A 24041-nucleotide genomic window follows, 5' to 3' on the forward strand; every position below is an offset into this window, starting at 1 on the left:
TCGCCCATGAAAATAAAAAGATGTCTAGTTGCGTCTGCACTGCTAAGCGGTGCAGCGAACTTCAACCTGCACGCTCAAGACGACGAAGAGGTTACAGACCTCGGGATCTTCATCTCTGAGCAAATTGCCGCTGAAGAATCAGATTCCCTGATCCCCACGGATCGGACTGTGGATTCGGCGTTCTTCGACGACATGGATCTCGTCGATATTCCCAGAGCTATCACCGTCCTCTCCCCTGAAGCAATGGAGCAGTTTCAGATCAACGACTTCGATGACTTGCAAAAAGTCGGAGCAGGCACTGAGCGTTATAATTTCTACGGAATTCCGGGAGCCCCAGTCCTTCGTGGTTGGCAAGGCGGCATCTACTACAACGGCATGCTTCGACCATTCCAGAGAAACGAAATGCCTACCTCCTTCGGCTCGCTCGAAGCCATGGAAATAGTTAAAGGTCCCGCTCCCGCGCAGTACATTCCTAGCCACGTGGGCGGGTACGTGAACATGATTCCCAAATCTCCCTTCTTCGACGAGTCGCGCGGTTCGGTGACCTTGGAAGCAGGAAGCAACGACCACTACAACGTACAGGTCGACCAAGGAGCCCCATTCATGCTCGGCAAAGCTCCCGCTGCCTACCGTTTATCGCTCTCAGTCCAGGATGCAGACTCCTACTGGAAAAACGTGGGTAATGATTATCTGTCTCTGTACGCAGCTCTAAAAGTTAAGCTCTCCGACAAGACTAGCATCTTCGCGGGAGCGGAATACTACGAATTCGAGTCCAACGAGAATGCCGGATGGAACCGTCCGACTCAAAACCTGGTGGACAACAATGAATACGTCATCGGAGAGCCGCTAAGCGTTGTTCGCCCGGGCAACGGTGGCATCGCCGATCGTAACATCGTGGATGGCCTAGTCTGGGGATACGCTCCGCTTACCAATGGCAACTACGCGGATTTCCGAGCCCTGGTCGTTCCAGCAGACATCGTAGAAGCCGCAGGCCTACCAGCGGATCAGCTCGCAGCCCTGAAGAACATGGCTGACGCAGAAGTAAGAGCCGCCACCTACGCGGGCATGCCTGACGATGTAGTGCAAACCACTTCCGGTTATTTGTACACGCCAGAGTACTTCTTGGCGGGAGGAACTCCTTTCACCACCACCATCGATGCCGATGACGTCCTGTCCGACCTCTCCGATTTCGCGGACTCGGAGGATATCATGGCATTCTTCGATATCACGCACAACTTCGATAGCGGCTCTACCCTAACCAACAAGCTCTTCGTCGAGAAGATCGATACAGATAAAGTATCCTCTTACCAATACGCCTTCCGCATGAGCCAGGAAGTGGTTGACGATCGCATTTCTCTAACCAACGAAATCGATATTGGCGACTCCATGTCCTTGCTTCTTAACTACGGTGCTCAAGCACGCTTAACCAAAGCAAAGCAGCTACAGGATTTCTGGGTCGAGCCTATGGCGAGGCGTGACATCAGCTTGCCTACCATCAGCGCAAACTCAGTTTTCCTGTCTGGTTCTGACATCGATCCGCTCGCGGGAGGAAACAACTATTGGGGTGGAAATTTTGGAGCATCTGGACCAGGCGGGCATGCGGCAGAATCGGAGCTCACCCAAATGGGCTTGTTCCTATCTAGCAAGTTCGACATAGGCGAAAGCTTTTCCATCCTAGCAAGCGCTCGTTACGACAGTATCGACTACGAGGTCAGAGTACCCGACGAGCCCACTGACATTGAACAAAACATAGTGACTGGCGATGATACCTTCCTGAACTGGAGCATCAATCCGTCCTTCAAAATCAACGAATCCCTATCGCTTTACGGAGCTCTTCAGGAGGCGACAACCTACGCTCCACTTCAAGGCGGAGCAATTGTTGGCGATCAGAACTTCGGCGAATCCAGCTTAAAGGAAGTGGGTATCAAAATGTCCGCTATGGAAGGAAATCTGTTTTCGACGCTATCGTATTACGAATGGGACCAAGCTTCCTTCAACGACATCACTGGCACCTCGGACCCCTACGAATCTGAAGGTATCGAATTCGAGCTGGCCTATGCCGCTACCGAGTCGACCACTATCATCGCTTCATTCAGCGATCGTGAAACAAGAAGAACCACCAGCCTTGGCTACCGCACCATGCCATTTGGCTTGCTCGATCCCACGGGAGCTGGAAACGACGAGATCGGCGTCGCCCTCGAAGGTGGAGCATTGCTCAACCAGTTCGCCAACGCATTTGGCGGGTTCACTCCGGAAGGCGGTTCTCCATCAGCGAATCCAGACCTGATCGTACCAGGCGCGCCGCAAACGGTAGTAAAACTATTCGTATCGAATACGTTTAACGAGAACTTCGGTGCCTCCATCGGTGCCGTATGGAGCGACTCCTATTGGACCTCTTACGACCGAAACATCGAAATCGATTCATCGACCGTAGTGAACGCAAACCTCTGGTACGAAACCGAAGCTTGGAAGGCGATGCTAAGTCTGGAAAACCTAACCGAAGAAGATTACTTCCTCGGAGCGGATCCAAACTTCGCAGCGAACAACCTGCTGACCAAAGCTCCGGAAGACGTTCAGATGAAGCTGACACTGACAGTGCCCTTCTGATCTAAATATAAGATTTCTAAACCAAATGGTCGCCTCAACGTGGGCGACCATTTTTTTTTGCTAAGCCGCAACGCCTTCTTTCCTGGCACGGCGAGTAGTAGTTACCGCACGGTGACGCTTACCTAACTTACTTAACCGGAACTCTAACTGCCTCCGGAAGAATCGAATAATCGATCAGATCCGACGCCCTCAATTCCTGTTTAACAATCTCCAAATCTCTCAAAGTCTCGATCGTCTTCTCGAGCTTCGACTCGTCAATCAATCCAAGCGATTCCCCTAGGCTTGCGTCTCCGAATACGACTTTGTACTCGCTCATGGCTTTATGACTGTAAGCGTTTAGCTCGTCCGTATTCCCATTGTGTATACCAGTGAGATATTCGTGAGTTTTACTTGGGTCGCCTTCCATGTAGTCTTTCCAACCTCGCAGACTGCTCTCCGCAAATGCCTTTACGATTTCCGGATTCTCTTCCGCGAAAGTCGTATTCGTAATGACCACTCGCTCTGGACTGTAGTCCTCATCAGAGAGCAACATAACGCCGACCTCTACTCCTTGCTGCTTAGCAAAATATGGCTGACTGGTAACGAAGCACTGTTGGATGAAATCCGGATCTTTGAGAAAACGCTGAATTCCATAATCCAGCGGAATCACGCTAAAATCGATTTGTTTCCGTTTTCTCAATACAGCCACAAATGCATTGCCTGGATTCACCATGATCGACTTACCGTCTAAGTCTTCCCAACTGTCAATTGGGTTCGATGCGTGAAACATAATCGCCTGCGGGTCCTTCTCCATATAGGCCGCTACCAATTGAACCGGAAGCCCGCGATCTACCCCGATAATCGCATCGTCAATCCTCCCCAAGGTAAAATCGACACGTCCCAACGCGACCGCCTGCAAGGGCATAACTCCCGGCCCACCTTGCTGGATCTCCACCTCGAGACCGGCCTCTTCGTAATAGCCGTTGAGCAAAGCTTGATAAAACCCGCCATGGGCCGGCTCAGCATACCAATCTAGTTTTAGGGTCACCTTTCGCAGAGCTTGTCCATCAGCTTCAGCTTCCACTTCATCCGTACGATCGTTTGCGCATCCGGAAAGGAGTACCCCCAAACAGGTATTAAGGATCCACGCCTTCTTGCTCATGAAACTCCGTAGCTTAGCCCCAATTCCTTCAACCATCTCCGATAGGCAATGGCGAGACGGTCGCAAGCGAGGTGCAACTCTTCCTGGAGATCCAGAGGCAAGAGCTCCGGCCTCTGCGATTCGACCGCAGGTTTGTCCTGACTGATAATTAGTTCAGACCACTTCAAAGCATCTTCCTCCGTCAGACCTTCCCTAAACTCTGACATGCCAAACAGCCAAGCCACAGTGGTCTCTTCATCCACAGGAGTAGCGGTCAAAACGGAAAGAACCTTCTCCTTGGAAAAGGCGGCGATTAAAGGTCGGTAGCAGAAGTAGTCATAACTTCGATACCCACCTACGCCAGAACCATCAGGGTTAGGTTGCCATATCTTTAAATCGCGAGCTACTAGTCCATTCTCCGTCATTTCTACGTCGTAGTCCTCAACTTGCGGCATATCTGGATCACCCAAAAAACCGGCGTGCAAGAACGGCAAATGAGAGAAATCAAGGTAGTTTTCGATAACTCTAGGAGCTTTTGCCCGCATGGGATGACTCGAGAGAAAAAGACCTAAGGTCTGATTTTCGAAGATTGGCAGGAATGGTTCAGGAGAGATAGGATCAGAATCGAGGCAAACCCAAATGGCTCCATATTTCTCGCATGACAAATACGGTTGGGCCTTGGCCTTGGATGAAATGGCCCGTTTCGAATTTTGGGCCGGAATCCGCATACATCGACCCTCCGAATTGTATTCCCAGCCGTGATACGGACAAACGATACATCCTTCCTTTAGGGTTCCAAGAGACAGTTTAGCTCCCCGATGGATGCACAAGTCCCTCCATACGTGCACCTTACTCGCATCCTTCCAAAGCACTAAGTCTTCACCCAGCACTGTTTTGGAAAGGACCTCGCCCTCACCTATATCCTTCGCTCGAAGCACTACGTGCCATTCGCGCCTCAATACTTGGTCGTCAATCATTCTAGTATCTAAATTCGAGCCGAAAACGCGCCAATGCGTGCACCGAAAAACGTAGCTCCATGAAAGTGTTCAGCTCCTCAAGCTCTGTATTTCCAAGAGTAGTACTCCCATGCTCGAGCAGCCTCTGCTTGATGCCAGGAGCGACGACTTTCGAGTTCACTTTCGCTCCACTCAGCGAGATTCATCGAAGCCGCCTTCAGATCCATAGAGATCCTAGCCGCCTCTTCCAAATAGATCGCCTTTACTACTGCTTGGGAAATAGAATCCCCAACCGAAAAGCCGCCATTTCCCTTGAGGAGCAAAGCCGTATTGGCACCCAATGACTGAACAACACGGTTTCCTTTCTCTTCATTCGAAATCAAATCGCCGAATTCGCAGAAGGGAATCTTGTCTCCCAGCATCAATCCAAATCCATGCGACAATATCAACTCGTCGCCTGTTACGCCATAGGAAACAATATACCGAGAATGCGTCCGACAAATTGAATTAACGTCGGGTCTCGCAGCGTAGACCGCTAAGTGCATCGGCGACTCCAGAGGAGCTGGAAGCGTTCCGTCATCAAGTCTCTCTCCCGTATCAGAAAAAAGGATATGCAACGAATTGGCTGCAGACATACCCGGACCTTTGGCAGGAGTAATTGCAATTCGCCCATCCCTTAGCCTTACGCTGAGATGCCCAAACCCCTCCGTCAGACCATGGCCCTCCATGATCTGTAGAGCGGTACTAAAATCTTTCAGCCACTGCTCCATTCCATGCCACCTATTATTCGGGCCTCCAAACTCGTAACATCATCGCAGTACATTCCCAGCCATTCGTAGGCGTCTGATCTTGAGGACAGGCCGATAACGCGACTAAAGCGTCCAGCTCGCAGGAGAGGAGGATCCGAGATCCAGGGCCGTGCTCAGGTGCCTCATAGACTATCTTTCCGTCAGATTCTATCCTGTTGTTCATGAATAAATTAACAGCCATTTCCGCTCTAGCTACACAAGCTTCCCCAAGCTCGCTTAGTGACTCTTTGATATTCTCCAGACAACTGCGGTGGTCATGAATTCCGTACCGCGTAACGTAAGCTTCGTGATCGCAGCAAGGCACTAGAATATCGTGAATCCCGACATCATCCTCCAAAACGCGAAATAGGATTCTACGTTTGTTGGTCGCGAGGACGCTGCCCACTCGCAGGGCTACACTCCAATTTTGTGTCAAGGTGTGAGCGGGGGAGAAATACTCTTCTTCAGAACCTGACACCCAAGCCATCAGATCTCCAACTTGCTTCCCTTCGAGATCTATGACTTCAAGCCTATCTCCAGCAGCCACCTTTACTGCTTTCCCGTGGCTGGCCGGAACTATAATTTCTACAATCTTTTTGTATCCATCCATCGCTAACAAATACCTAGCCTCCTTTTTCTATAAGGGCGAGATTCCTGGCCAATGGCGTATTCCGACTCCTGCCTACCCGCCATAATCCATCGATCAAAACGCCTGATATTCCAGGGAGGTCTCCACCTTTCATCGCAGAAATGGCATCTTCAAAAGCTGAACCGCTTGGAGCATCGATGATAAGCAAATCCGCTTCCTTGCCTACTGCAATTTCACCCGTGTTTTGCCGAAGCATCTTCGCATTCAAGCCCGTAGCCATAGCCCACGTGTGATCGGGATCCAACTTTCCAAGGGCACACAACTCCACTACAGATTTCAAAGTTCCGAGAGGCATTACACCCGTCCCCGTCGGAGTGTCCGAGGACATCAAAACTTGGTTGAGCTTTCCTTCTCTTTCAGCGAACTCCAAAACCTTCAAGGCAGACCTTAAATTTCCCGCCTGGGAGATCTGAAAGTACATTTCATTCGATTCGCATATCAGCTTCTCTAGGTCCGCCTCAGGCAAGGCCGTTGTCCCCCCATTTACGTGGCCGGCAACATCTACGCCCAAACTTAAAAGATCATCGGCAGTTATGGCCCGGCTTCCGGGGATAGACACTCCGCCAGTATGCGACATAACAACGAACCCCTCGTCCTTCGCAGATTTCACCAGCGGAGCGGCGTCTCGATTTTCAGAGAATGACCCAAATCCCATTTTTGCCAGCCAGACACCTTGGCTCCTAAGCTCAGCAAAATCCTCAGCGACCAACCCCGGTTCTAGAATAACCGATCCTGCATGAATCTTTTGGTCTCCTGCAGAGCGACAACTGTAGCAACGGTGGGCAGTCAGGGCCAAAGCCTTAACTCCAGCTGCATCTTTCGGTCGATTAGGCAGGTGAACTTCGCTCGCCGACATCATCGATGTGATTCCACCATGGAGATAGCTTTCGATCCATCCGATCGTATTCTGCCTTGGTGTCCAATCTCCGAATACAATGTGGACGTGCGAATCAATAAGCCCGGGTGCTAAAGTCGAACCCATCGCATCGACCACGAAGTCGAATTCGCTCGCATCGCAACTGCCCGCTGAACCTACAAAAGCAACCTTCCCTGACTCTATGGCGACTTCAGAACATTTGCCCCATCGTTTCTCGAGGTCTCCGCTGATCACATAACCCAAATTCTTTATTAAGACCTTTTCCATCAACCAATCTATTTGGCGTCCGACGCCGTGTTCTTTTCTTCTAGTGCAAGAGCTACCTTCAACACCTAAGCACATGCCCCTCCTTCAATAGAACAAATACTTAACCCAAAACTCAATTTGTTTATTAATAATCATCGAACTAAGTATTGATATCATAGTGATCATTTAAATTGCTCAAATATCCCCACCATCCTGCTCAATTCTCCCATCATTTTTCGTGCACAAATCCAAGTCTCTTTCACATCCTACAAGCTTCTTATATAATTACTAAACTATCATCATTTCCATCAATGCCAAGAATCGATATTGGCCAAACAAAGACAATTTTTCAGCAAAACCTGGGAAACTTTTTATCGCGCCTATTTTTAATCTCATCGCCGCACGAACTGCACTCTTTTCAACTCTTAATGCACCTTTTTAAACACACTTCCTGTATCCTTTTTTTGTTTACTTACAAACAATCACAAAAACTACAATCACTTCATCAGCATTGGGTGAATCACCGAAGTTAAGGGATATGGTCTGATTCTCCTCCAAGCCAAAAAGATCATGAATCGCCCCCGTAGGCACATCGACATTCGAACCCACACTTGATCTAAGGCAAGTGGACGGCACCCAAGATTTGGCATTACCCAAAGCCGCTCGAATGGGATCAACAAAACGCGTGGTGAGAAACGCTTTCCCATGCTCGAACTCGCCCGAGCTTCCGACCACTGCGGCCTTGCCATAGGATACGGGATGAGAATCTCCAAGCAAAGACAACAGCCGATCAACAAAAGAACCGCTCAAACTCAAACTGGGTTCGATTATCTCATCTAGACTATCCGCATCAACACCGGCATACGGATTCTCAACCACCGCCCCAACGGCGATCTTCTTGAAGACGACAGACCCACGAGACAGATCCTCTTCGACCCTCTGTATCCATTTTCTTATTTTTATTCCCATGGACACCAGTGGTCATTATTAATCAGCGTAGCCCGTCTTTGCCCTCGACCTGATCAAAAGTAAGCCCTCCTAAACGAGCTTTGATCCGACCTCTAGTTGCGATGGCAAAAATAACCACAACTTCATCGGGAGCTGGAGAATCCGGAAAATTAACCGTAATCGTATCGTAGTGCGACCTAACATACAATGCATCCTTGCAAGCCAGAGGAACATCGATACCTCCACCAATCTCCGACCTTTTACCCGTGGAAGGAATCCAAGCAGATCCGCCACCAAGAGCCTCCCTTATGGGATTTGCAAAACTCGTAGTTAAAAATCCATTACCATGTTCATACTCTCCCTCTGCACCGACCAAACACGCCTTCCCGTAGCTTTGAGCAGAATCTCCGGCTAAGGCTTGAACCAAACGACGTCCAAACTCCGCCCCGAGCTCCTTTGAGCAATTAACTATCTTAGACAAATCATCCGAATACCCCTCTCCAGCGTAGGGATTCTGGATCGCTGCTGCGACAACAACTTTCCTTACCGGAACACCATCCTCGGCGAGCACTCCGGATTCATTCGCGAGAGCTTCGTCAACCTGGGTGTACCAACGACGAATATGGTAGTCTAGAAAGTTAGCCGCTTTCTTCATGGTTAAAAATCCCTCTTCATTTGCCTTGGCCAACGATCGTGGAAGATATCTTCTTCCAACCCATCGAGGTAGGCTAAGGTTTTCTCAAGAGCGACGACATCTCCGTACTTCGCGTTGATATCGAAGAGATTGATCTTGTGACTTACTTCTCCCCTATCCCAGACACACTCAGTTGGAACGATCGTGTAATAGTTGTAGCTAAATGAATCGATGGCAGTGGAACGGATACAGCCACTCGTTGTAGTTCCAGCCAGAATCACAGTGTCCACCCCGAAATCGATAAAGTAACTGGCGAGACTCGTCCCGAAAAAAGCGCTAGGCTTTTTCTTAACGAAAACCATGTCGTGATCTTGGGGAGCGATCTCTGCCACAATATCGTTACCGTGGTGCCCGATCGCATCAATCCCGTCATCCACACGGTAGTTTTTATCATTCCAACGCCCCATATCCAAAAAATCATCACGCCGCTCCCATGTCGTATAAAACAGTGGAATCTTTTTCTTACGAGCCGCTGCAACGAGTTTGGCGGTTGCCCGAACTCCATCCCAACCGGTGGTCCCACAGCTATACCGCCACTTTTTTATACTATCCAATATAGGCTCTTCTGGATCGCCTACAAAATTATATATAATATCAACAAGCAACAAAGCGGGACGTTTTCCAAAGCCACCCGGTTTACTCCAACCAGCTACTTCATATACCTTTTTGTCCTGCTCGGTTAAAACATCATCCCAAATTGCCATAAGTCTAATTCCTTGTTTAGATTTTGTAGTATTTGGAGCCGTTAATACGTGGCAGGTATTCACCGTTGCTTTCTTCAGTTGGAACAACGTAGGGCGACTCTTCTCCCTCTTTCCAATGGGCAATTGTTTTTCCCCGCAATATGGTACGAACCGGCCAACCCTTGAAGGTATGCCCTTCGACCACCGACCAACCTGACGCGCTGGTCACGTTTTTCTCATTCACTGTGATTTCCCGTTCTAGATCCACGAAACAGAAATCCGCGTCAGCTCCGACTTCGATGCTACCCTTCTTAGGAAATAACCCAAAGATGCGGGCTGGATCTTCGCAAAGCACTTCCACCATACGTTCGAGAGTAATGCGTCCTTCATTTACACCATAGCTGAGCATGACTGGCACAAGCATTTCCACCCGGCTGGTAAATCCGGTCCGTAGCTTCCAAATATTGTCGTTGAACATATCCTTACGGTGATTCGGCGGCCAAGAGATTACGTGATCAGAGCTTACGGTGTTAACCCCCTTACCCTTCGCCAAAGCATCCCAGATCGCAGCTCGATTATCAGGATACCGGATCGGCACATTGATTCTCCATGCTTCCTGATTCGGCTCTAGATAGAGCCACGACGGTCCGGAATTTCCATAAATGGTAACTCCCTCCCCTTGAATTCGCATGATCTCCTCGTGAGTCGCAGCAGTGCTGGAATGCTGTATAAACAGCGGACTGCCGGTGATCTTGGCGAGATACCCAAAAGATCTTACGTGGTGAACTTCACAGAAATCTGGCGACCGATCTGTCCAGGCCGCGAAGTCCGTCCGCCCATCCTCAATCAATTCCTTTTCGAACAAGCGAGCGATTTGCCAGTTTTCAGCATGGATCTGGGTAATGGCAGAGCCACCGAGCTTCGCCACTTCGCGCATGGTGCTAAAGATCACCCCATCGTCGAAGCCCGCTCCCAGTCCCGCCTTACGGCCTGCCCAGTATTTATCGAGCTCCGGCTTCATGGATTGGCAATAGAGCTTGTAGCTGGTCATGCCGAACTCCTCAGCAAGCTGCGGAATCTCCGCGACCTGCTCATCCGTCTCGACCATAGGAGTGATAAATACATCTACTGCCGAAACTTCTTCGATAATCTTCACACAGCCAGGCATCACAGGGAGAAAAGGACCAACGTCCTCGGCTTGCACGTATTCGACAAAGGGTTCTGCCCCTAAGCGAGTGCTGGGCTGGTGTACGCCCCAAGTAGTGACTCCTGTGGCAGCGGCGGCGCGCGACTCAGTCGCTAGGTCGGATCGAAACGGATTGTAGCATCCAGGGTGAGCTTCCGTATCAACGACTCCTGGCAATACGAAGAGTCCCTCGGCGTCTATCGTCTCGTCCGCCGTGTAAGGGGATTCTCCAGAATAGATAGCGACTATCTTCCCGTTCTTGACGGCTATTTCCGCTTTCTTTCGTCCTGAGCCCGAGACGATCGTCCCGTTCTTGATCAGCAAATCAACGCGCATAATTCAAAAAGGTTAACTTCGACTCGCGTGGAGCGAAGACACTCCTGCTGGTCCTTTCTGACTCGCGCGGAGATGGGGTCCCCTGCTGGTCGTTAATACAGGCCATAAGCTAAGCCACTAACATGCCAAGCACCGTGAACTCCTACGTTTTCTTGGAAAAGGGAAGATTTTCTAAGCCTGACGACACATCCGGCAGCAGAAGAAACTCGTTTGCTTATTTTGAACCAGCATTCGTTCGCCCCCTTGTAGCTTTGATTCAGGATGGTAGCTCTTGGGCGCTTCTCCTGCTGAAGGGTCGCATGGAATTAAGCGAGTCGTCCCATCCCAAACTAGTTGTAGAAAATGCTCTCATCCTAGACGCGGCGACTCCTGACTTTGCCCCCTATTATGGACACCTCGTTGTAGCCACCGATGGTCGTATCCAAAAAATAGGACAAGGCCCCGCTCCATCCTACGATTCAGTGGTGAGTCGCCTCGACGCGAAGGGCCAGATCCTAGCTCCTGGATTCGTTTCCGCCCACAGCCACCTCTTCACCAGCGCTTCGCGAGGACTCGGCGAGGACCAATCGCTCTACGGTTGGATCGTCGCCATGACCCGCTACACCGATCATTGCGACGACGAGGACATTTACTATCTCAGCAAGCACGGAGCGGTCGATTTCCTGAGAAACGGGATTACCACCGCTTACGACTTCACCAGCACCGGCGTTCCTTTCCAGATGGAGGACGACGGGCACGGCACCTTCTCGCAGGACAACTACAAACCGATCACTTGGGAGCAAGCCCAGTTCAAGGCGAAGCTCGATGCAGGCATTCGCTTTATCAACAGTGTTTGGCTGGCTGAAATGCAAAGCAAGGAAGCGACCTTCGCCCGTCTAGAGGCCTTGGTCAATTGGTCGAATCAGTTCCAAGACCATCCTCAATTTCTGCGCATGGCCTTAAGTGGCACCGTTCAGTGGGCAGAGAAGAAGGAAACCGCGGCCCTAGAGCTCGAAGCGATGCAACGCTTCGGGTTGATCAACCAACCGCACTTCCTGGAAACACCGCACAATATCGAAGGCCAAAGGGAGAAGTTTTGGTGGTATCACGAAGCGGGCGCCCTGTCTCCGGATCTGATTTTCGGGCATTTCATTCACGCTGGAGAGGAGATAATCCAGACCGCCGCCCGCTGCGGCTGTGGAGCAGTTTGGCAACCGACAAGCAACGGCAGGCTTGCCTCCGGCGTGGCCGATGTTCCCTGCTGGCTCAAGCACGGCATGAATGTGGGAGTCGGGCTGGACGACCAATCCTGCACCGATCTTTCAGATCCTTTTCAAAACATGCGAATCGGCATCTATACGCTGCGGGCAACTCACAAGGATCCTGCGGCAATGAGCGCTCGCAAGATGCTCTACCTCCACACCAAGGGTAGCGCCGAGACGCTTCAAATAGCAGATCAGGTTGGAAGCCTAGAAGTCGGGAAATACGCCGATTTCCTCCTCGTCGATCCTCAGGACCCCGACACGGGCCCGATCCACGATCCGATCAGCACCTACGTGCTGGCTTGTAGTTTGCGAAATCTAAAGGGCGTTTACGTTGGCGGCGAGCGACGAGTCATCGACGGAAAAGTGGAACACCTCGATGCAAGAGAGCTTTCCTCCGAGGTACACAATCGCATTAACCGCATCCGAGCCAAGGTGAGTCCTGATCATCCGCTTTGGACACACGCCACCACGCCCGTGGTCGCGAATGCAAATGCCTGAGATCGAAACCACGTTGAATTCAGACGGCCGGACGATCGAAAGCTTCGCCCCCGCGACTGGCCACAAATTGGGCAACGTCGCTGAGAGCGATTTGCGATCAATTCCCACTTTGATCGCAAATCTCCGCCATGGCCAATCATCTTGGCGTCAACAAAGTCTCGACCAACGATCTGAAGTGCTCCTCGCTGTAGCGGACTCCCTGCAGAGCGACAGCAGCGGACTAAGCGAGTTGCTCGCCGAAGAGAGTGGAAAGCCAATCGCTCAAGCGAGATTCGAAGTCACCATCACGATCGAATATCTGCGGGCAATCGCTACCAAAGCTACCGCCTACAAACCTGAGCAGATATCAACTCAAGATTCACCCGGTATCACTGGAGATCGAATCATTTCCAGGCGAGTCCCCTTCGGCTTAGTCGCGGCAATCCTCCCCTTTAATTTCCCCGTGGAGTTGTATGTCGAAAAGGTGGCTGCAGCCATAGCCATGGGGAACTCAGTTCTGGTTAAAGCTCCGCCTCAGACGCCTTTGATTGTGGAGCGGGTGACAAAGCACTTCCATTCTGGCGGCGTCCCCAAAGAATCCTTACACTGCGTTTATGGTGGAGCCGATCTGGGTCGGGCTATCGCAACAAGCCCTGGAATCGATCTGATCAGCCTAACTGGATCGACGGCAGCAGGAATTTCTGTCGCAGAGTTATCGGCGGCGAATCTGCCGAAACTGCATTTAGAGTTGGGAGGCAATGATCCTGCAATCCTTCTGGAAGATGCCGACTTGGACCTTGCGGTTCCCCATTTGATCTTCGGCCGCACGCTGATGAACGGCCAAGCCTGCGCCTCCAACAAACGGATTCTGGTTCACGAAAGCCTGCACGACGCTCTGGCAGAGCGACTAAAGAGCGAGCTCGCCAAAATATCAATCGGGGACCCTTTAGACGAATCCAAGCAACTCGGCCCCATGATCAGCAGCGACGCTGCTCGCCGGGTCGTTAGCCAAGTCAAGCATGCCATCGAGCAAGGTGGAGAGCTCCTTTTTGGCGAACTCGAGACCCACGGCGCATTCGTCAGCCCTTTCCTTCTCGGTCGCGTTCCCGCTACGGCAGACATCGCCAAAGATGACGAAATTTTCGGCCCCGTATTGCCCTTGATTCCGTTCGACACCGATAAGCGCGCTATCGAAATCGCCAACCAATCCAGCTATGGATTATCCAGCGGTGTGTTCAGTCGCGACTGGCAGCGAGCGGAATCGGTGGCCAACGAGATCGAGGCCGGAGGCACCGTAATCAATGGGACTGGCAACTACCGTCCGTACATCGTTCCATTCGGCGGCGTGAAAATGAGCGGTTTAGGACGGGAGGGACTCGGCTTCACACTGGAAGAGATGAGCCAGCTGAAGTATACCGTTTGGCGTTCCTGCGAAAGTTAGAGTCAAAGCAGGCTAGATCCAAGAGATAGCCGCCACCGGACCACCACCTGGTGGACCTTGATGCTCCGCTCCTCCAGATACATAAACCTGGGTTCGCCCGAGTACGCTGGCCACGATCGCACCTACCACGGCCCGACTCATGCGCGTTCCGCTCACATCGGAATCCTGCAGCATAGTATGCCGTTTCCCACGTATCATTCCCGAGGGATCCACCTCCGACTTGGCAAATACGTTCGCGACCTTTTCCGGATCGAAATTGCCATCGGTCATTCCCTGGCTCTCTACGCAAGCTTGTACCACCGCGTCGCGATCGAGGGCGTCTTGCATCACAGCATGACCGATACGCAAGGGACTTCGCGACAATGGGCTATTGCCCATGATCAACACTTCGCAACAACGGAGCTCAATGCCCGAAGACGAGGAAGCAACGCCGGAATAGAGATCAAGAGCTCCAAGAATCTTGCTATCGTCCAAACCCGAAAGCTCCACTTCGCCCAAGGCGACAGCGGCGCCCAAACTGGAAGCCCCACGTGAATAGCCCATCGATTTCAAAGTGTCCGTCGTGGCGAGCGACACGCCCTTTTCCTGGGCTTCCGTGACATCTGACGAGCGAATGAGCGGACACTTGATTTGCACAAAATGTACGTCCTCCTTGGAGAGGGATAAGCTCTCCATCAGCTCGGTCGCGAGCCTCGCGGTTTCTTCCACCATTGCCATCCGGCCAATCTCTTCGGCTTTGAAATCCCTCGTTTTCCCCGCCCCAATGGCCAAGCCACCGGTGACTTGATCCGACTCGGGACCATCTTGCGAAAACACATTCATGTGCGGGCTGAGAACCCCTTCGCAACCGCCAGACATGATAAGCAAAGCCTTTTCGGCAGCCTCAGGGCCAAGCTCGCCAGAAAGGTATTCGTGCAGGACATGAGCGCAGTATCCGCGGGCGAAATCATTCACGCAGCCGTTCCCTTCCGTCTTGTTCAAAAACGCGACAATACGCTTGGGATCGAGCTGCTCGCTCTCCACCAAAGCTCGCAGACCGGAAAGGTCGTCAGGGCTCGCTTGGCCCACTACTTGCAAAAAGGCGCTCATGATTTCTTTGGCTTAAAGGTTTCGGGAATTTGGGGACGAAAGGCTTCGGATGCCGCTTCTAGGCTTCGCGCTACTCGGAACAGATTTTCTTCGCCGAACGGTCGGCCAATAAGTTGAACGCCGATCGGCATTTGCCCCTTGCGCAGGTATGGCACCGTGAGAACCGGTAAACCGAAAAAGGAAATCGGCTGGGTGAAGATTCCCATATTCGGGCGGGTAGGTACGATCTTTCCGCCGATCGACATTTCCGTTTGTCCAATTTTCGGAGCCGAAAGCGGAGTCGCTGGAGCGATGAGAACATCGTGCGTTTCGAAAAGACCTAGTAATTCTCTTTGTAGTTTTTTTCTGGTGACTTGGGCCTGCAAATACCAGGAGCTCGGTGCGCAAAGCCCGGCCGCCAAGCGGTTTCTCACTGCTGGGTCAAAATCCTCGAAACGCGTGCTTAGGCGTTCTTTGTGCAAGCGCCCACCTTCGCAAGCGCTCACCACGAAAGCGGCGGAACGGGCCGCCACGGGATCTGGAAAACTGACTTTGTCTTTCGCCCCAAGAAGCGAAGCTACCGCAGCCACCGCCTCGCTCGCTTCGGGTTCCTGCATCTCGGAAAAATAGCCGTCCAGCATGCCAACTCGCAGAACGCCCTCCTCGACTTTTCCTCCGTTTGAGACCGCGGAAAAAGAGCAATCCGACTGAACCGGATCTTCCGCATCCTTCCCTTGCATGGCTTCAAAAACCAAGGCGAGGTCTTCCACCGAACGCGCAAACGGGCCGATACAATCGATGCTTCCGACAAAAAGAAACGCCCCCGCTCGGGATAAGCGACCATAGGTCGGCTTTAAACCATAGATACCGCAAAGGGAGGATGGCACGCGAACGGAGCCATTCGTATCGGTTCCCAAAGAAAACGGCAGCAAGCCAGCAGCCACGCATGCGGCAGCCCCTCCGGAAGACCCTCCGGCGATTCGCTCGCGATCGTGCGGATTCCGAGTGGCTCCATAGTGGGCATTCTCGGTCGTAAAACCATAGGCGTACTCATCCATACGTTGCGTACCGCAGAGCACCGCTCCGGCCGATTCGAGGAGCCGTATCGCGGTTGCATCCTTCGGAGCGACGGGAGAATCCGCTTGGATTTTCGAGCCCGCTAAGGTTGCCAGCCCTTCCACGTCAAAGAGGTCCTTCACGCCAAATGGCACTCCTGCAAGCGGGCCAGGATCTCTCCCCTGCGAAACCGCTTGGTCCACAGCGTCCGCCTGCAGCAAAGCTCTTTCCGACAAAACCGCGGTCACTGCATTCAGCTGACGACCGGGACCAGACATTTGGGCCAACGCCTCTTCGACCACGGATCGAGCAGAGAGCTGCCCAAGTCGGACACGTGAGGAAATGGTGCTGATCGAATCCATCAGACGCTGCCAAACCCTTTGCCCGCTTCGAATTTCAAAGCGATCTCATCTGTATCCTGAGTTTGCATACTAGTGAAATTTTTGGCATGACTAGCCAACAATTCGAAGTTTCGCAGCGTTTCCGCGAAGTCGGCATCCGGCAAATTTAGGCCGTTCAGTTTCAGGGCAACCTTCACATAGGAGTGAAGCTCAGACTCGGTCGGATCCATGAGAATTAGCTTCAAATCGCCATCAGCGACACGTGCGCGGAAACGACCTTCCAGCCGATCTCGGGAAACTTTCGCCAGAATTGTGTCTGACGACCAATCCGTTTTCCAGCCGGGGTCTCACGGGAAAACTCGATATTGCAATAGCCAGTAATCGCATCGAGCAAGGTGATCTCCCGCCGCTCCACTTTCCGCTCCAGACCTTTGGAAGGTCGATTCTGACGAAAGGCTTGGATCTCTTCGGATCCGTAAAGATTTTCCGTCGGGCCATAGCGAACCGTATCTGGCGAATCCCAAAATAGATCCATCAACGTATCCACATCATTGGTGACAAGGGCTATTTCGTAGGCATCGCAAGCGACGGTAAGTTCTCGGCTAGCTTCACTTAATTCGGTATCCATGATCGGGAGGCCTCAAGCAGGTGCCGAGCCAGCTTATCCTGAAAGATTCGACCTAGTTCTCGGGAGGCATTTCGACTGTGCCAGCTTGGATATTGTAGGCGACTACCTTGTCCAATTCAGCGACATCGATCATCAGCAAGTCTTCGGGATTCGTCCCTTCGATAAGGGACCGCTGCAAATCGAAGCGCCATTTTATCTGTTCCAAATCCAGCCCTGCATCGGGTATGTAGCGGGCCGTAATTTCCGCCGCATCATCACTGTGTTCCAGCAGATAGCGAACGCTTTTGAGAAGAGCCCAATTGTACCGGTAGACCACGTCGGGCCGGCTTTCCAGCATCTCGCGCAAGACGACTGAAACATCGGAAGGAGAGGTGTAATAATAGTCGGACACCAAAAAGAATGCCCAATTTTTAAAACCATTCGCCTCCAGGATCCGAGGCTGGTTAACGATCCAAGCCAGCATGAAATCAACCCTGCCAGACATCAGGGCTTCCGGGCTATTCCCCACGCGGATAACCTCTACCGATTCCTCCGGAATGCCCGAAGCCTGCAAATAAATCGCAGCATGACGATCGCTGCCGGCCTGCACCCCGAGGACCTTGTTCCGCATATCTTCTGGCTTCAGCTTCCAATCACTCCGCTGATCCTGAGGGATGCTGTGGTCGATGGCTAAGACGCCTGCTGGAGTATTTTTAAGGACCGCATTTATGACCACGACATCGCCACCCGTCGGCGAAGTTCGTACTGTTGGTACGAGGGAAAAATAAGCTGAAACTGCGATATCCAATTGGCCGCCAAGAAGAAGAGTAAACGGGTTTCTACCGGGGCCACCCTCCACCAATTCAATCTCCAATCCGGCCTCGCGAAAATACCCAAGCTCTTGGCCAATATACCAGGGCGCAGTTTCGTCATTGAACACCCAAGGAGCTCCGACTCGCAGCTTTACCACTTCATCGAATTCTGGAGCCGTGCTCAAATCTTCGATCTTTGGCATCAAGGTCTGGTCCACATAGCTGCTCGCTGGCATTCTTTCCCGAACGAGTCGCTCGGTCTCCTCCAGCGAGGCTTCGAATGCGAGAGCAGCCGCCTTCGACTGAGCCTGCTCTTCCAAAGAAATCGTTTGTTCCTCAGGCGAGGAATCACCGCCACAACCTGCTAAGGACAGTCCCCAAAACGCGAATACACAGGCCAGAGAAGAAGCTCGTCTATCTTGATTTTCAGCTCTTCTCATCGGGAAACAAAAGTCGTTGGATAAAAGGGCGTTACTGATCGCCTTGGATTGCTGAGCTTTACCGAGAGCGGCGGATCGTAGTTAAACTTCAAATCGAATTTCCTGAGCACATGAGCCAAGGCTACCGGCGTTTGCAGCATGGAATGATTTCGCCCGAGGCAGAGATGAATCCCGCCTCCAAAGAACCCGATCGTCTTTGGAACGAACTTGCCTTCTTCGACGAAACGTTCCGGCAGAAAAGACATCGGATTTTCGTAGTATTCGTCCAGAAAATGACAAAGGGTATTGGCATGGAAGAAATGCGTTCCCGCTGGAATGTCGTACCCCTTGAATTCAAATGCTTCCGTTACGAATTTCCCCTGCAAATTAACTGCGGGCAGTAAACGTTGAGCCTCCATGATAGTCGCCTTGAGACGAGTCATTCCCGCGAGGGCCATTAAGTCCTTCCCATCCCAGGCCTCAACTTCTTCCCGCAATGCCTGCAGCCAAGCTGGACGCGTATAAGCAAAATGGAGACAGGCGTTAATCAGAGCGGAGGTATTGTGCACTCCGGCCAAGAGGATAAAGTACAAATCGTTAGCAGCGTGCTCTCGATTGATTGGATTCTCTTCCTCCGACCGAGCGGCTAGGACTTCGGCGAAATTATCTTGGATGGAGGAATCACCCGATAAGCGTCTCTCAACGATGGAACCAAAATGGGAAAATACTTTTCCCTTTAATTCCAGATACTCGGGTTGCTCGAAAAAGGCATGCCGCTCTTCACCTTTCACGAGGCCCTTTAGGAACTCGCGCTCCCAATCGGAAAGCAAGGTAATCGTTGCTTCATCGATTTCGCTTACCGCCACGGTCTGGCTATTGATGCGAATAATGGTCCGAGCCCAGAGCTCTGCCGTTTCGATCGGCGAATCCAAATCTAAAGCTGAAAGCATTTTCTCGATCTCGCGATTAAAAATCGAGAGGTAGCGCATGGCTCCCTCCATACTGAAGGCCGGCTTGAGAATCTTCTTCTTTAGCTTGTGGCGATCTCCATCGAGCCCCGTCAGATGATCGTGTCCCATTTGCTCCAGAAATGGCTTATTTCCAATGCCATAGCTGAAATTTCGGGGATTTCGCCACATGAAATCATTCGAGTCGTAACCTGACAAAATGACTTTCCACTGGCCTCCTACCGCCATCTTAAAAATCGGCCCACATTCTTGGTAAGCCGTTAACAGGAGCTCAATCGGCTTATCCAAAAATTCCCGAGACGCTTCCTCAACGCTGTCATGGCTTTTGAATACAGGGATATCTTCCAGGGATTTAAGTTCTGTGATCATAGTGCAGAATTGGGAGAAAGCAGGGGCAGGACTTTGGTGATAGGCGATTCCGTTCCACTTGATTGCGTCATCGCTTTTAGGCTACTTGGCTTCGCGGTTCACCAGCCCCCAAGCATAGGACAGGCCAGATGAGTCACCTATTACCGCCTCCCTTTCAAAGGTGAGAAATTAACGCGTTCTGGAAGGTGAATCGTCGTAAGACGCTGGCAGCCTGAGTAGATCATGAGGCGATAATACCCGCAGGAAGCGACGCAGAGTATTGGGCAATTTCTCCCGGAGTGGTCAGCCAAATCTCATTTCTACGCTCAGCGAGATAGCTTAGGAATTTCCTCAATGCTCGCAAACGAAAGGGTTGCCCAACCAAAAACGGGTGTAAGCTTAGGTTGAATACCAGTGGAGCTTTGCGTGATTGATCCAGCATCTCCTCGAACTGGTCGATCAAGATCTCCGTGTAGGCCCTCGGCGTCACATGGTGCCCATGCAGCAGAGCGATATCGTTGCTCGGCCTAGGATAAGGAATCGATAACAGTTTGCCCCCACCTCTGGTTTTTAGCCAAACCGGTTGCTCGTCCATACCCCAGTCCAAGGTGTAGCGGTAGCCGGCCTCCGCCAAAAGGTCCGGAGTCGTCCGACTCTCCGCCACCCACGGCCCCATCCAACCTTGCGGTCTTTTTCCGAACGCGTTTTCTAGGTCGAGAGTTACCGCTTCGATCATCCTTCGCTCCGTCTCTTCGCTCCATTGACTTTGCCTCTCACCGTTGCTGCGACCATGCCCGACCATCTCGCAACTCGTATCACTCAAAGCTCGGATCAATGGAGGAGCGTATTCAATCAATGCCGTGTTCAACAAGGCGGCAAACGGAAGATCCAAAGTCTGAAATTCCTCCAGGAGGCGCCAAATACCAACGCGAACTCCATAGTCCCTCCAGGCATAGTTCATCACATCTGGTTCGGGTTGCGGATGAGCGAGAGCGTGCCCCATGCCTTCACCAAATGGGAAGTGCTCGATCTTTACGGCGATATAGACCGCGAGCCGTTTTCCATCGGGCCATTCAAAGTCATTCCGATCGTTTATCGGAACATAGTCATAACGTCCGTGCGAGCTTAGGTCTAAGCGGTGAAAATCAGGGTATAACGGTTCGGTCACGAACCAAGCCGTAAGCGTTCAGCGTGCCAGTTTGAGCTAGGTACAGAACCGCAACCCAACGATTTCGTTTTAAGTGAAAAGTTGGCAGGAAAAATGGTTTTGCAGCGAATCATGCCGTCTTCGCTTTCCGCCACTCCCGCACTTAAACGCTTAGAGGAAGAAATACGCTCCGACCGTGACGTCTTCTCATACTACGCAAAGCCATGGGTGCGGCCCTACGCGGATGAGACAGGCCAGCCGATCCTTGACGTAGCGATCATCGGAGCCGGTCAAAACGGATTAGGATGCTGTTACTCGCTGCGCTGCGAGGGCGTAACCCGTATCCAGATTTTCGACCAGAATCCGCAATACCAGAACGGAAATTTCGCCCAATACACCCGAATGAACTTCTTGCGAACCCCGAAGGACCTTTGCGGCCTGGAACGGGGCGACCCAAGACTGAGTTTCCAGAGGTATTACAAAGCTCGATACGGGGCCGAAGCTTGGGAACCCCTTAAACAATCTCCTCGGGCCGCATTCGCGGACTATCTGCACTGGTACTCGGAGCTGTTGGAGCTTCCCATCTCCTACCAGCATCGCTTGAAGACCATCGAGCCCCTGCCCGACCAGACTTTCAACCTGCACTTCGAAACTCCTGACGGCTCTATGATACAGCGATGTCGCACCGTCGTTCTCGCAGGCGGCTCGAGCGCGGACCAATATAAAAATTTTCCCAACGCACTGTCTATCAAGGCGTCCCCAGAGCGTTGGGCCCACGGCGGAGACTCAATCGACTTTCAAACCTTCCAAGGAAAACGAGTCTCGATTCTTGGGCACGGAGCGGGGGCCTTCGACTTAGCCGGCACCGCCCTTGAAGCAGGAGCAGCCGCGGTGGATATCTTCTATCGCCGCAAAAAGATCCCTTTGGTCAATCCTCGTCGGCACTTGGAAAATGCAGGCATGATGGCGGGCTTCAAAGACCTGCCCCCTGACGATCGATGGAAAATCTTAAAGCGCCTCATAGACATCGACCAACCGCCTCCACAAAAGGCCTTTGAGCGAATCTACCAGCATCCCGCCCTCTCCATACACCCGGGAACGAATTGGAGCAGCATCGAGGATGGAGAGGAAGGCGGTGTGACCATCGAAACCTCTTCAGGCCCACACGAGTCGGACTTCGCGATCTTAGCCACGGGCTTCAAGCGAAAGCCCATGGAACGCAGCGACATACAATCCTTCTCCCAAAAGATTCGGACTTGGGAGTCCTACCAAGCTCCCGATGGCTACGAAGACGCGGGCATCTCCGCCTTTCCGGATCTCGGGCCGGCTTTCGAATTCCAACCGAAAGACGAGAAGGACGGATGGCTAAGGCAAATTTTCAACGTTTCATTTGGTTCCGGCATGAACCATGGATCCCACATCGTATCCGTCAGTGGCCTACAGTTCACCATTCCCCGACTTTCATCAGGCATTCGCGATCGCTTGTTTCTGCTCGACGCGGACTATTATGTGAAAACTGCCCTCGCCTTCGACGAAGCGGAACTCCAGTTGCCCGCCGACCAAGTAGACCGCTTTAACGCGGACTGAAGCCAAACTTAATTTCGATTTTCTCAATCGACCTGCTAGTCCCAATCGTGCACAACACCAGCCATGTACACCGGAATCGTCACAGCCGTTTTCCCAATTGAAATCCTGGAAGAGCGTGAAAACGCCGCCACCTTCAAGATTGCCTTCGACGAACGACATCTCGAAGACCTTAAGATCGGGGCCAGCGTTAGCCTAGACGGCGTTTGCATGTCGGTCGTGGCGGTAGAGGGAAATCTCGTTACCTTCGACGCCTCCATCGAAACCCTTCGCCTGACGAATTTAGGCACCAAAAAGCAGGGCGACCTCGTGAACGTCGAACGCTCCGCCAAGACGGGCGTTGAAATCGGTGGACACCCGATGAGTGGTCACGTGGACGGAACTATGGCAGTCGTCGCAGTTGACCATCCGGAAAACAACTGCGTCATCACCCTCGAGCTACCACCGGCCTACCGTCGATACGTCTTCAACAAAGGCTTCATCGGCCTCAATGGCTGTAGCCTCACCGTGACGGAGCTCGATCGCGAAAGCGGCCGTTTCAAGGTCTACCTGATCCCCGAAACCTTGCGCCAGACGACTTACGACACGAGCAAGCCGGGCGATCTCATCAACTTCGAGATTGACCGCCAGACTCAGATCATGGTCGACACCATCCACGACGCGGTACGCCTCGCCCTCAGCGAAACCACTGCGAAGCTCTAGCCGAAAGGCAGATCGTCTCCCGTCTCGCTAAGGTAGCGGCCTCCATCTTCGGGGCCGAGACCCTCCCAGACCTTCAGCATGCTAGTGGTTGCGGTTTCGATATCCAGCGGAGCCGCGTCGCCGCCCATATCTGTTCGCACCCAGCCGGGGCTCTGAATAACAACGGTGATACCCAGCGGAGTGAAATCCTTCCATAGCTGGCGCGACATCATGTTCAAGGCGGCTTTGGTGGAAGGGTAAACGTATCCGTCCACCCAGCGGCCATCCTCCGACTCGCGTTCGCCGATAGATCCGAGGCGACTGCTAATTTGAATTAGCAAAGGATTGCTGCCTGCCTTCAAAAGCTCGCGGAAGGTGCGGGCCACCACGATCGGCCCAATACAGTTGGCCGCGTACAGCTCCAAGCCGCGTTTGAAACTCACATCAGCCAAAGTCTCCAAACCGCCTTGCCCCGCATTGTTGATCACCCAATCGAGGGCATCGGTTTCTTTGCTTACCTCCGCTGCCGCGGCGAGTATCGAGGCTTCATCCGTGACGTCGCACTCAATCAAAGTCAGCAGTCCGCCGAATTTCGCTTTCAGCTCCTGCAACGCTTCCGCCTTAGCAGGACGGCGGCAGGCTGCGAAAACCTGGTCGCCTCGCTCCAGAAATAAGCGAACAAATCCGAGTCCAAGGCCCCGGTTAGAGCCGGTAATAAATATTCGTTTCATAATTTTAATAGCCCAAAATAGCCGATT

The 24041-nt window shown here is 52.2% G+C and carries 22 protein-coding genes; 5 read left to right on the top strand and 17 right to left on the bottom strand.

The features are described 5' to 3' along the window. Positions 1-6: 6 nt before the first annotated feature. Positions 7-2607, top strand: a complete 2601-nt coding sequence (locus H5P27_RS17610; protein WP_185661738.1) for a TonB-dependent siderophore receptor — start codon at positions 7-9, stop codon at positions 2605-2607. A 127-nt stretch (positions 2608-2734) separates the two neighbouring features. Here the strand turns inward: H5P27_RS17610 and H5P27_RS17615 are convergent, their stop codons facing one another. The 9 genes from H5P27_RS17615 to H5P27_RS17655 form a co-directional block, all read right to left on the bottom strand. Then, positions 2735-3748 (bottom strand): ABC transporter substrate-binding protein, encoded by a 1014-nt coding sequence (locus tag H5P27_RS17615; RefSeq protein ID WP_185661739.1) that lies wholly within the window; start codon positions 3746-3748, stop codon positions 2735-2737. After that, the gene (locus H5P27_RS17620) at positions 3745-4704 is read right to left on the bottom strand and encodes an aromatic ring-hydroxylating dioxygenase subunit alpha (protein ID WP_185661740.1); all 960 of its coding nucleotides are present in this window, start codon (positions 4702-4704) and stop codon (positions 3745-3747) included. Before H5P27_RS17620 ends, H5P27_RS17615 begins: the two co-directional genes overlap by 4 nt. 77 nt (positions 4705-4781) lie before the next feature. After that, positions 4782-5453, bottom strand: a complete 672-nt coding sequence (locus H5P27_RS17625; protein ID WP_185661741.1) for a class II aldolase/adducin family protein — start codon at positions 5451-5453, stop codon at positions 4782-4784. Positions 5454-5466: 13 nt separating this feature from the next. Continuing rightward, on the bottom strand, positions 5467-6081 hold the full coding sequence (locus tag H5P27_RS17630) for a DUF1989 domain-containing protein (RefSeq protein ID WP_185661742.1): 615 nt from the start codon (positions 6079-6081) through the stop codon (positions 5467-5469). A gap of 13 nt (positions 6082-6094) precedes the next feature. Continuing rightward, positions 6095-7264 carry an amidohydrolase family protein gene (locus H5P27_RS17635; protein ID WP_185661743.1) on the bottom strand — a complete coding sequence of 390 codons (1170 nt, stop codon included), beginning with the start codon at positions 7262-7264 and terminating at the stop codon, positions 6095-6097. Positions 7265-7711: 447 nt separating this feature from the next. Next, the gene (locus tag H5P27_RS17640; protein WP_185661744.1) at positions 7712-8212 is read right to left on the bottom strand and encodes an amino acid synthesis family protein; all 501 of its coding nucleotides are present in this window, start codon (positions 8210-8212) and stop codon (positions 7712-7714) included. A 22-nt stretch (positions 8213-8234) separates the two neighbouring features. Then, positions 8235-8846: an amino acid synthesis family protein gene (locus tag H5P27_RS17645; protein ID WP_185661745.1), complete on the bottom strand. Its 612-nt coding sequence runs from the start codon at positions 8844-8846 to the stop codon at positions 8235-8237. Positions 8847-8848: 2 nt separating this feature from the next. Continuing rightward, positions 8849-9589, bottom strand: coding sequence for an isochorismatase family protein (locus tag H5P27_RS17650; protein ID WP_185661746.1), 741 nt, complete (start codon positions 9587-9589; stop codon positions 8849-8851). Between the two features lie 16 nt (positions 9590-9605). Then, positions 9606-11090: a dihydroorotase gene (locus H5P27_RS17655; protein ID WP_185661747.1), complete on the bottom strand. Its 1485-nt coding sequence runs from the start codon at positions 11088-11090 to the stop codon at positions 9606-9608. 122 nt (positions 11091-11212) lie between these two features. On the opposite strand from H5P27_RS17655, the gene H5P27_RS17660 reads away from it, so the two are divergent. Both H5P27_RS17660 and H5P27_RS17665 read left to right on the top strand, forming a co-directional pair. Next, positions 11213-12832: an amidohydrolase family protein gene (locus H5P27_RS17660; protein WP_185661748.1), complete on the top strand. Its 1620-nt coding sequence runs from the start codon at positions 11213-11215 to the stop codon at positions 12830-12832. Continuing rightward, positions 12825-14252 carry an aldehyde dehydrogenase family protein gene (locus H5P27_RS17665; protein ID WP_185661749.1) on the top strand — a complete coding sequence of 476 codons (1428 nt, stop codon included), beginning with the start codon at positions 12825-12827 and terminating at the stop codon, positions 14250-14252. Before H5P27_RS17660 ends, H5P27_RS17665 begins: the two co-directional genes overlap by 8 nt. Before the next feature lie 12 nt (positions 14253-14264). Here H5P27_RS17665 and atzD read toward each other — a convergent pair whose 3' ends face one another. The 7 genes from atzD to H5P27_RS17700 form a co-directional block, all read right to left on the bottom strand. Further along, positions 14265-15341 (bottom strand): cyanuric acid amidohydrolase, encoded by a 1077-nt coding sequence (atzD, locus tag H5P27_RS17670; protein WP_185661750.1) that lies wholly within the window; start codon positions 15339-15341, stop codon positions 14265-14267. Further along, positions 15338-16738, bottom strand: coding sequence for an AtzE family amidohydrolase (locus tag H5P27_RS17675; RefSeq protein ID WP_185661751.1), 1401 nt, complete (start codon positions 16736-16738; stop codon positions 15338-15340). Before H5P27_RS17675 ends, atzD begins: the two co-directional genes overlap by 4 nt. Then, entirely contained in the window at positions 16738-16947 is a 210-nt protein-coding gene (locus tag H5P27_RS17680) for a hypothetical protein (RefSeq protein WP_185661752.1), read from the bottom strand. Before H5P27_RS17680 ends, H5P27_RS17675 begins: the two co-directional genes overlap by 1 nt. A gap of 11 nt (positions 16948-16958) precedes the next feature. Continuing rightward, complete coding sequence (gene hpxZ, locus H5P27_RS17685) at positions 16959-17345, bottom strand: oxalurate catabolism protein HpxZ (RefSeq protein WP_185661753.1); 387 nt, start codon at positions 17343-17345, stop codon at positions 16959-16961. 52 nt (positions 17346-17397) lie between these two features. Continuing rightward, positions 17398-18576: an ABC transporter substrate-binding protein gene (locus H5P27_RS17690; protein ID WP_185661754.1), complete on the bottom strand. Its 1179-nt coding sequence runs from the start codon at positions 18574-18576 to the stop codon at positions 17398-17400. Beyond that, on the bottom strand, positions 18573-19892 hold the full coding sequence (locus tag H5P27_RS17695) for a cytochrome P450 (RefSeq protein WP_185661755.1): 1320 nt from the start codon (positions 19890-19892) through the stop codon (positions 18573-18575). The genes H5P27_RS17690 and H5P27_RS17695 overlap by 4 nt, the downstream gene beginning before the upstream one ends. Positions 19893-20112: 220 nt before the next feature. Then, entirely contained in the window at positions 20113-21039 is a 927-nt protein-coding gene (locus tag H5P27_RS17700; RefSeq protein ID WP_185661756.1) for a polysaccharide deacetylase family protein, read from the bottom strand. 111 nt (positions 21040-21150) lie between these two features. Between H5P27_RS17700 and H5P27_RS17705 the strand changes: the two genes are divergently transcribed. After that, the gene (locus tag H5P27_RS17705) at positions 21151-22605 is read left to right on the top strand and encodes an NAD(P)-binding domain-containing protein (protein WP_185661757.1); all 1455 of its coding nucleotides are present in this window, start codon (positions 21151-21153) and stop codon (positions 22603-22605) included. A gap of 63 nt (positions 22606-22668) precedes the next feature. Next, positions 22669-23304 carry a riboflavin synthase subunit alpha gene (locus tag H5P27_RS17710; RefSeq protein ID WP_185661758.1) on the top strand — a complete coding sequence of 212 codons (636 nt, stop codon included), beginning with the start codon at positions 22669-22671 and terminating at the stop codon, positions 23302-23304. Here the strand turns inward: H5P27_RS17710 and H5P27_RS17715 are convergent. After that, positions 23301-24014, bottom strand: a complete 714-nt coding sequence (locus H5P27_RS17715; protein WP_185661759.1) for an SDR family oxidoreductase — start codon at positions 24012-24014, stop codon at positions 23301-23303. The two genes, H5P27_RS17710 and H5P27_RS17715, sit on opposite strands and share 4 nt — an antisense overlap. Positions 24015-24041 lie beyond the last annotated feature (27 nt).

It is taken from the genome of Pelagicoccus albus (assembly GCF_014230145.1).
In the GTDB taxonomy this organism is placed as follows: domain Bacteria; phylum Verrucomicrobiota; class Verrucomicrobiia; order Opitutales; family Opitutaceae; genus Pelagicoccus; species Pelagicoccus albus.

Bases quoted from the DNA above. Each gene is read 5' to 3' on its own strand.
- H5P27_RS17610 (WP_185661738.1), top strand. From the start codon at position 7: ATGAAAATAAAAAGATGTCTAGTTGCGTCTGCACTGCTAAGCGGTGCA.
- H5P27_RS17615 (WP_185661739.1), bottom strand. From the start codon at position 3,748: ATGAGCAAGAAGGCGTGGATCCTTAATACCTGTTTGGGGGTACTCCTT.
- H5P27_RS17620 (WP_185661740.1), bottom strand. From the start codon at position 4,704: ATGATTGACGACCAAGTATTGAGGCGCGAATGGCACGTAGTGCTTCGA.
- H5P27_RS17625 (WP_185661741.1), bottom strand. From the start codon at position 5,453: ATGGAGCAGTGGCTGAAAGATTTTAGTACCGCTCTACAGATCATGGAG.
- H5P27_RS17630 (WP_185661742.1), bottom strand. From the start codon at position 6,081: ATGGATGGATACAAAAAGATTGTAGAAATTATAGTTCCGGCCAGCCAC.
- H5P27_RS17635 (WP_185661743.1), bottom strand. From the start codon at position 7,264: ATGGAAAAGGTCTTAATAAAGAATTTGGGTTATGTGATCAGCGGAGAC.
- H5P27_RS17640 (WP_185661744.1), bottom strand. From the start codon at position 8,212: ATGGGAATAAAAATAAGAAAATGGATACAGAGGGTCGAAGAGGATCTG.
- H5P27_RS17645 (WP_185661745.1), bottom strand. From the start codon at position 8,846: ATGAAGAAAGCGGCTAACTTTCTAGACTACCATATTCGTCGTTGGTAC.
- H5P27_RS17650 (WP_185661746.1), bottom strand. From the start codon at position 9,589: ATGGCAATTTGGGATGATGTTTTAACCGAGCAGGACAAAAAGGTATAT.
- H5P27_RS17655 (WP_185661747.1), bottom strand. From the start codon at position 11,090: ATGCGCGTTGATTTGCTGATCAAGAACGGGACGATCGTCTCGGGCTCA.
- H5P27_RS17660 (WP_185661748.1), top strand. From the start codon at position 11,213: ATGCCAAGCACCGTGAACTCCTACGTTTTCTTGGAAAAGGGAAGATTT.
- H5P27_RS17665 (WP_185661749.1), top strand. From the start codon at position 12,825: ATGCCTGAGATCGAAACCACGTTGAATTCAGACGGCCGGACGATCGAA.
- atzD (WP_185661750.1), bottom strand. From the start codon at position 15,341: ATGAGCGCCTTTTTGCAAGTAGTGGGCCAAGCGAGCCCTGACGACCTT.
- H5P27_RS17675 (WP_185661751.1), bottom strand. From the start codon at position 16,738: ATGGATTCGATCAGCACCATTTCCTCACGTGTCCGACTTGGGCAGCTC.
- H5P27_RS17680 (WP_185661752.1), bottom strand. From the start codon at position 16,947: ATGGATCCGACCGAGTCTGAGCTTCACTCCTATGTGAAGGTTGCCCTG.
- hpxZ (WP_185661753.1), bottom strand. From the start codon at position 17,345: ATGGATACCGAATTAAGTGAAGCTAGCCGAGAACTTACCGTCGCTTGC.
- H5P27_RS17690 (WP_185661754.1), bottom strand. From the start codon at position 18,576: ATGAGAAGAGCTGAAAATCAAGATAGACGAGCTTCTTCTCTGGCCTGT.
- H5P27_RS17695 (WP_185661755.1), bottom strand. From the start codon at position 19,892: ATGATCACAGAACTTAAATCCCTGGAAGATATCCCTGTATTCAAAAGC.
- H5P27_RS17705 (WP_185661757.1), top strand. From the start codon at position 21,151: ATGCCGTCTTCGCTTTCCGCCACTCCCGCACTTAAACGCTTAGAGGAA.
- H5P27_RS17710 (WP_185661758.1), top strand. From the start codon at position 22,669: ATGTACACCGGAATCGTCACAGCCGTTTTCCCAATTGAAATCCTGGAA.
- H5P27_RS17715 (WP_185661759.1), bottom strand. From the start codon at position 24,014: ATGAAACGAATATTTATTACCGGCTCTAACCGGGGCCTTGGACTCGGA.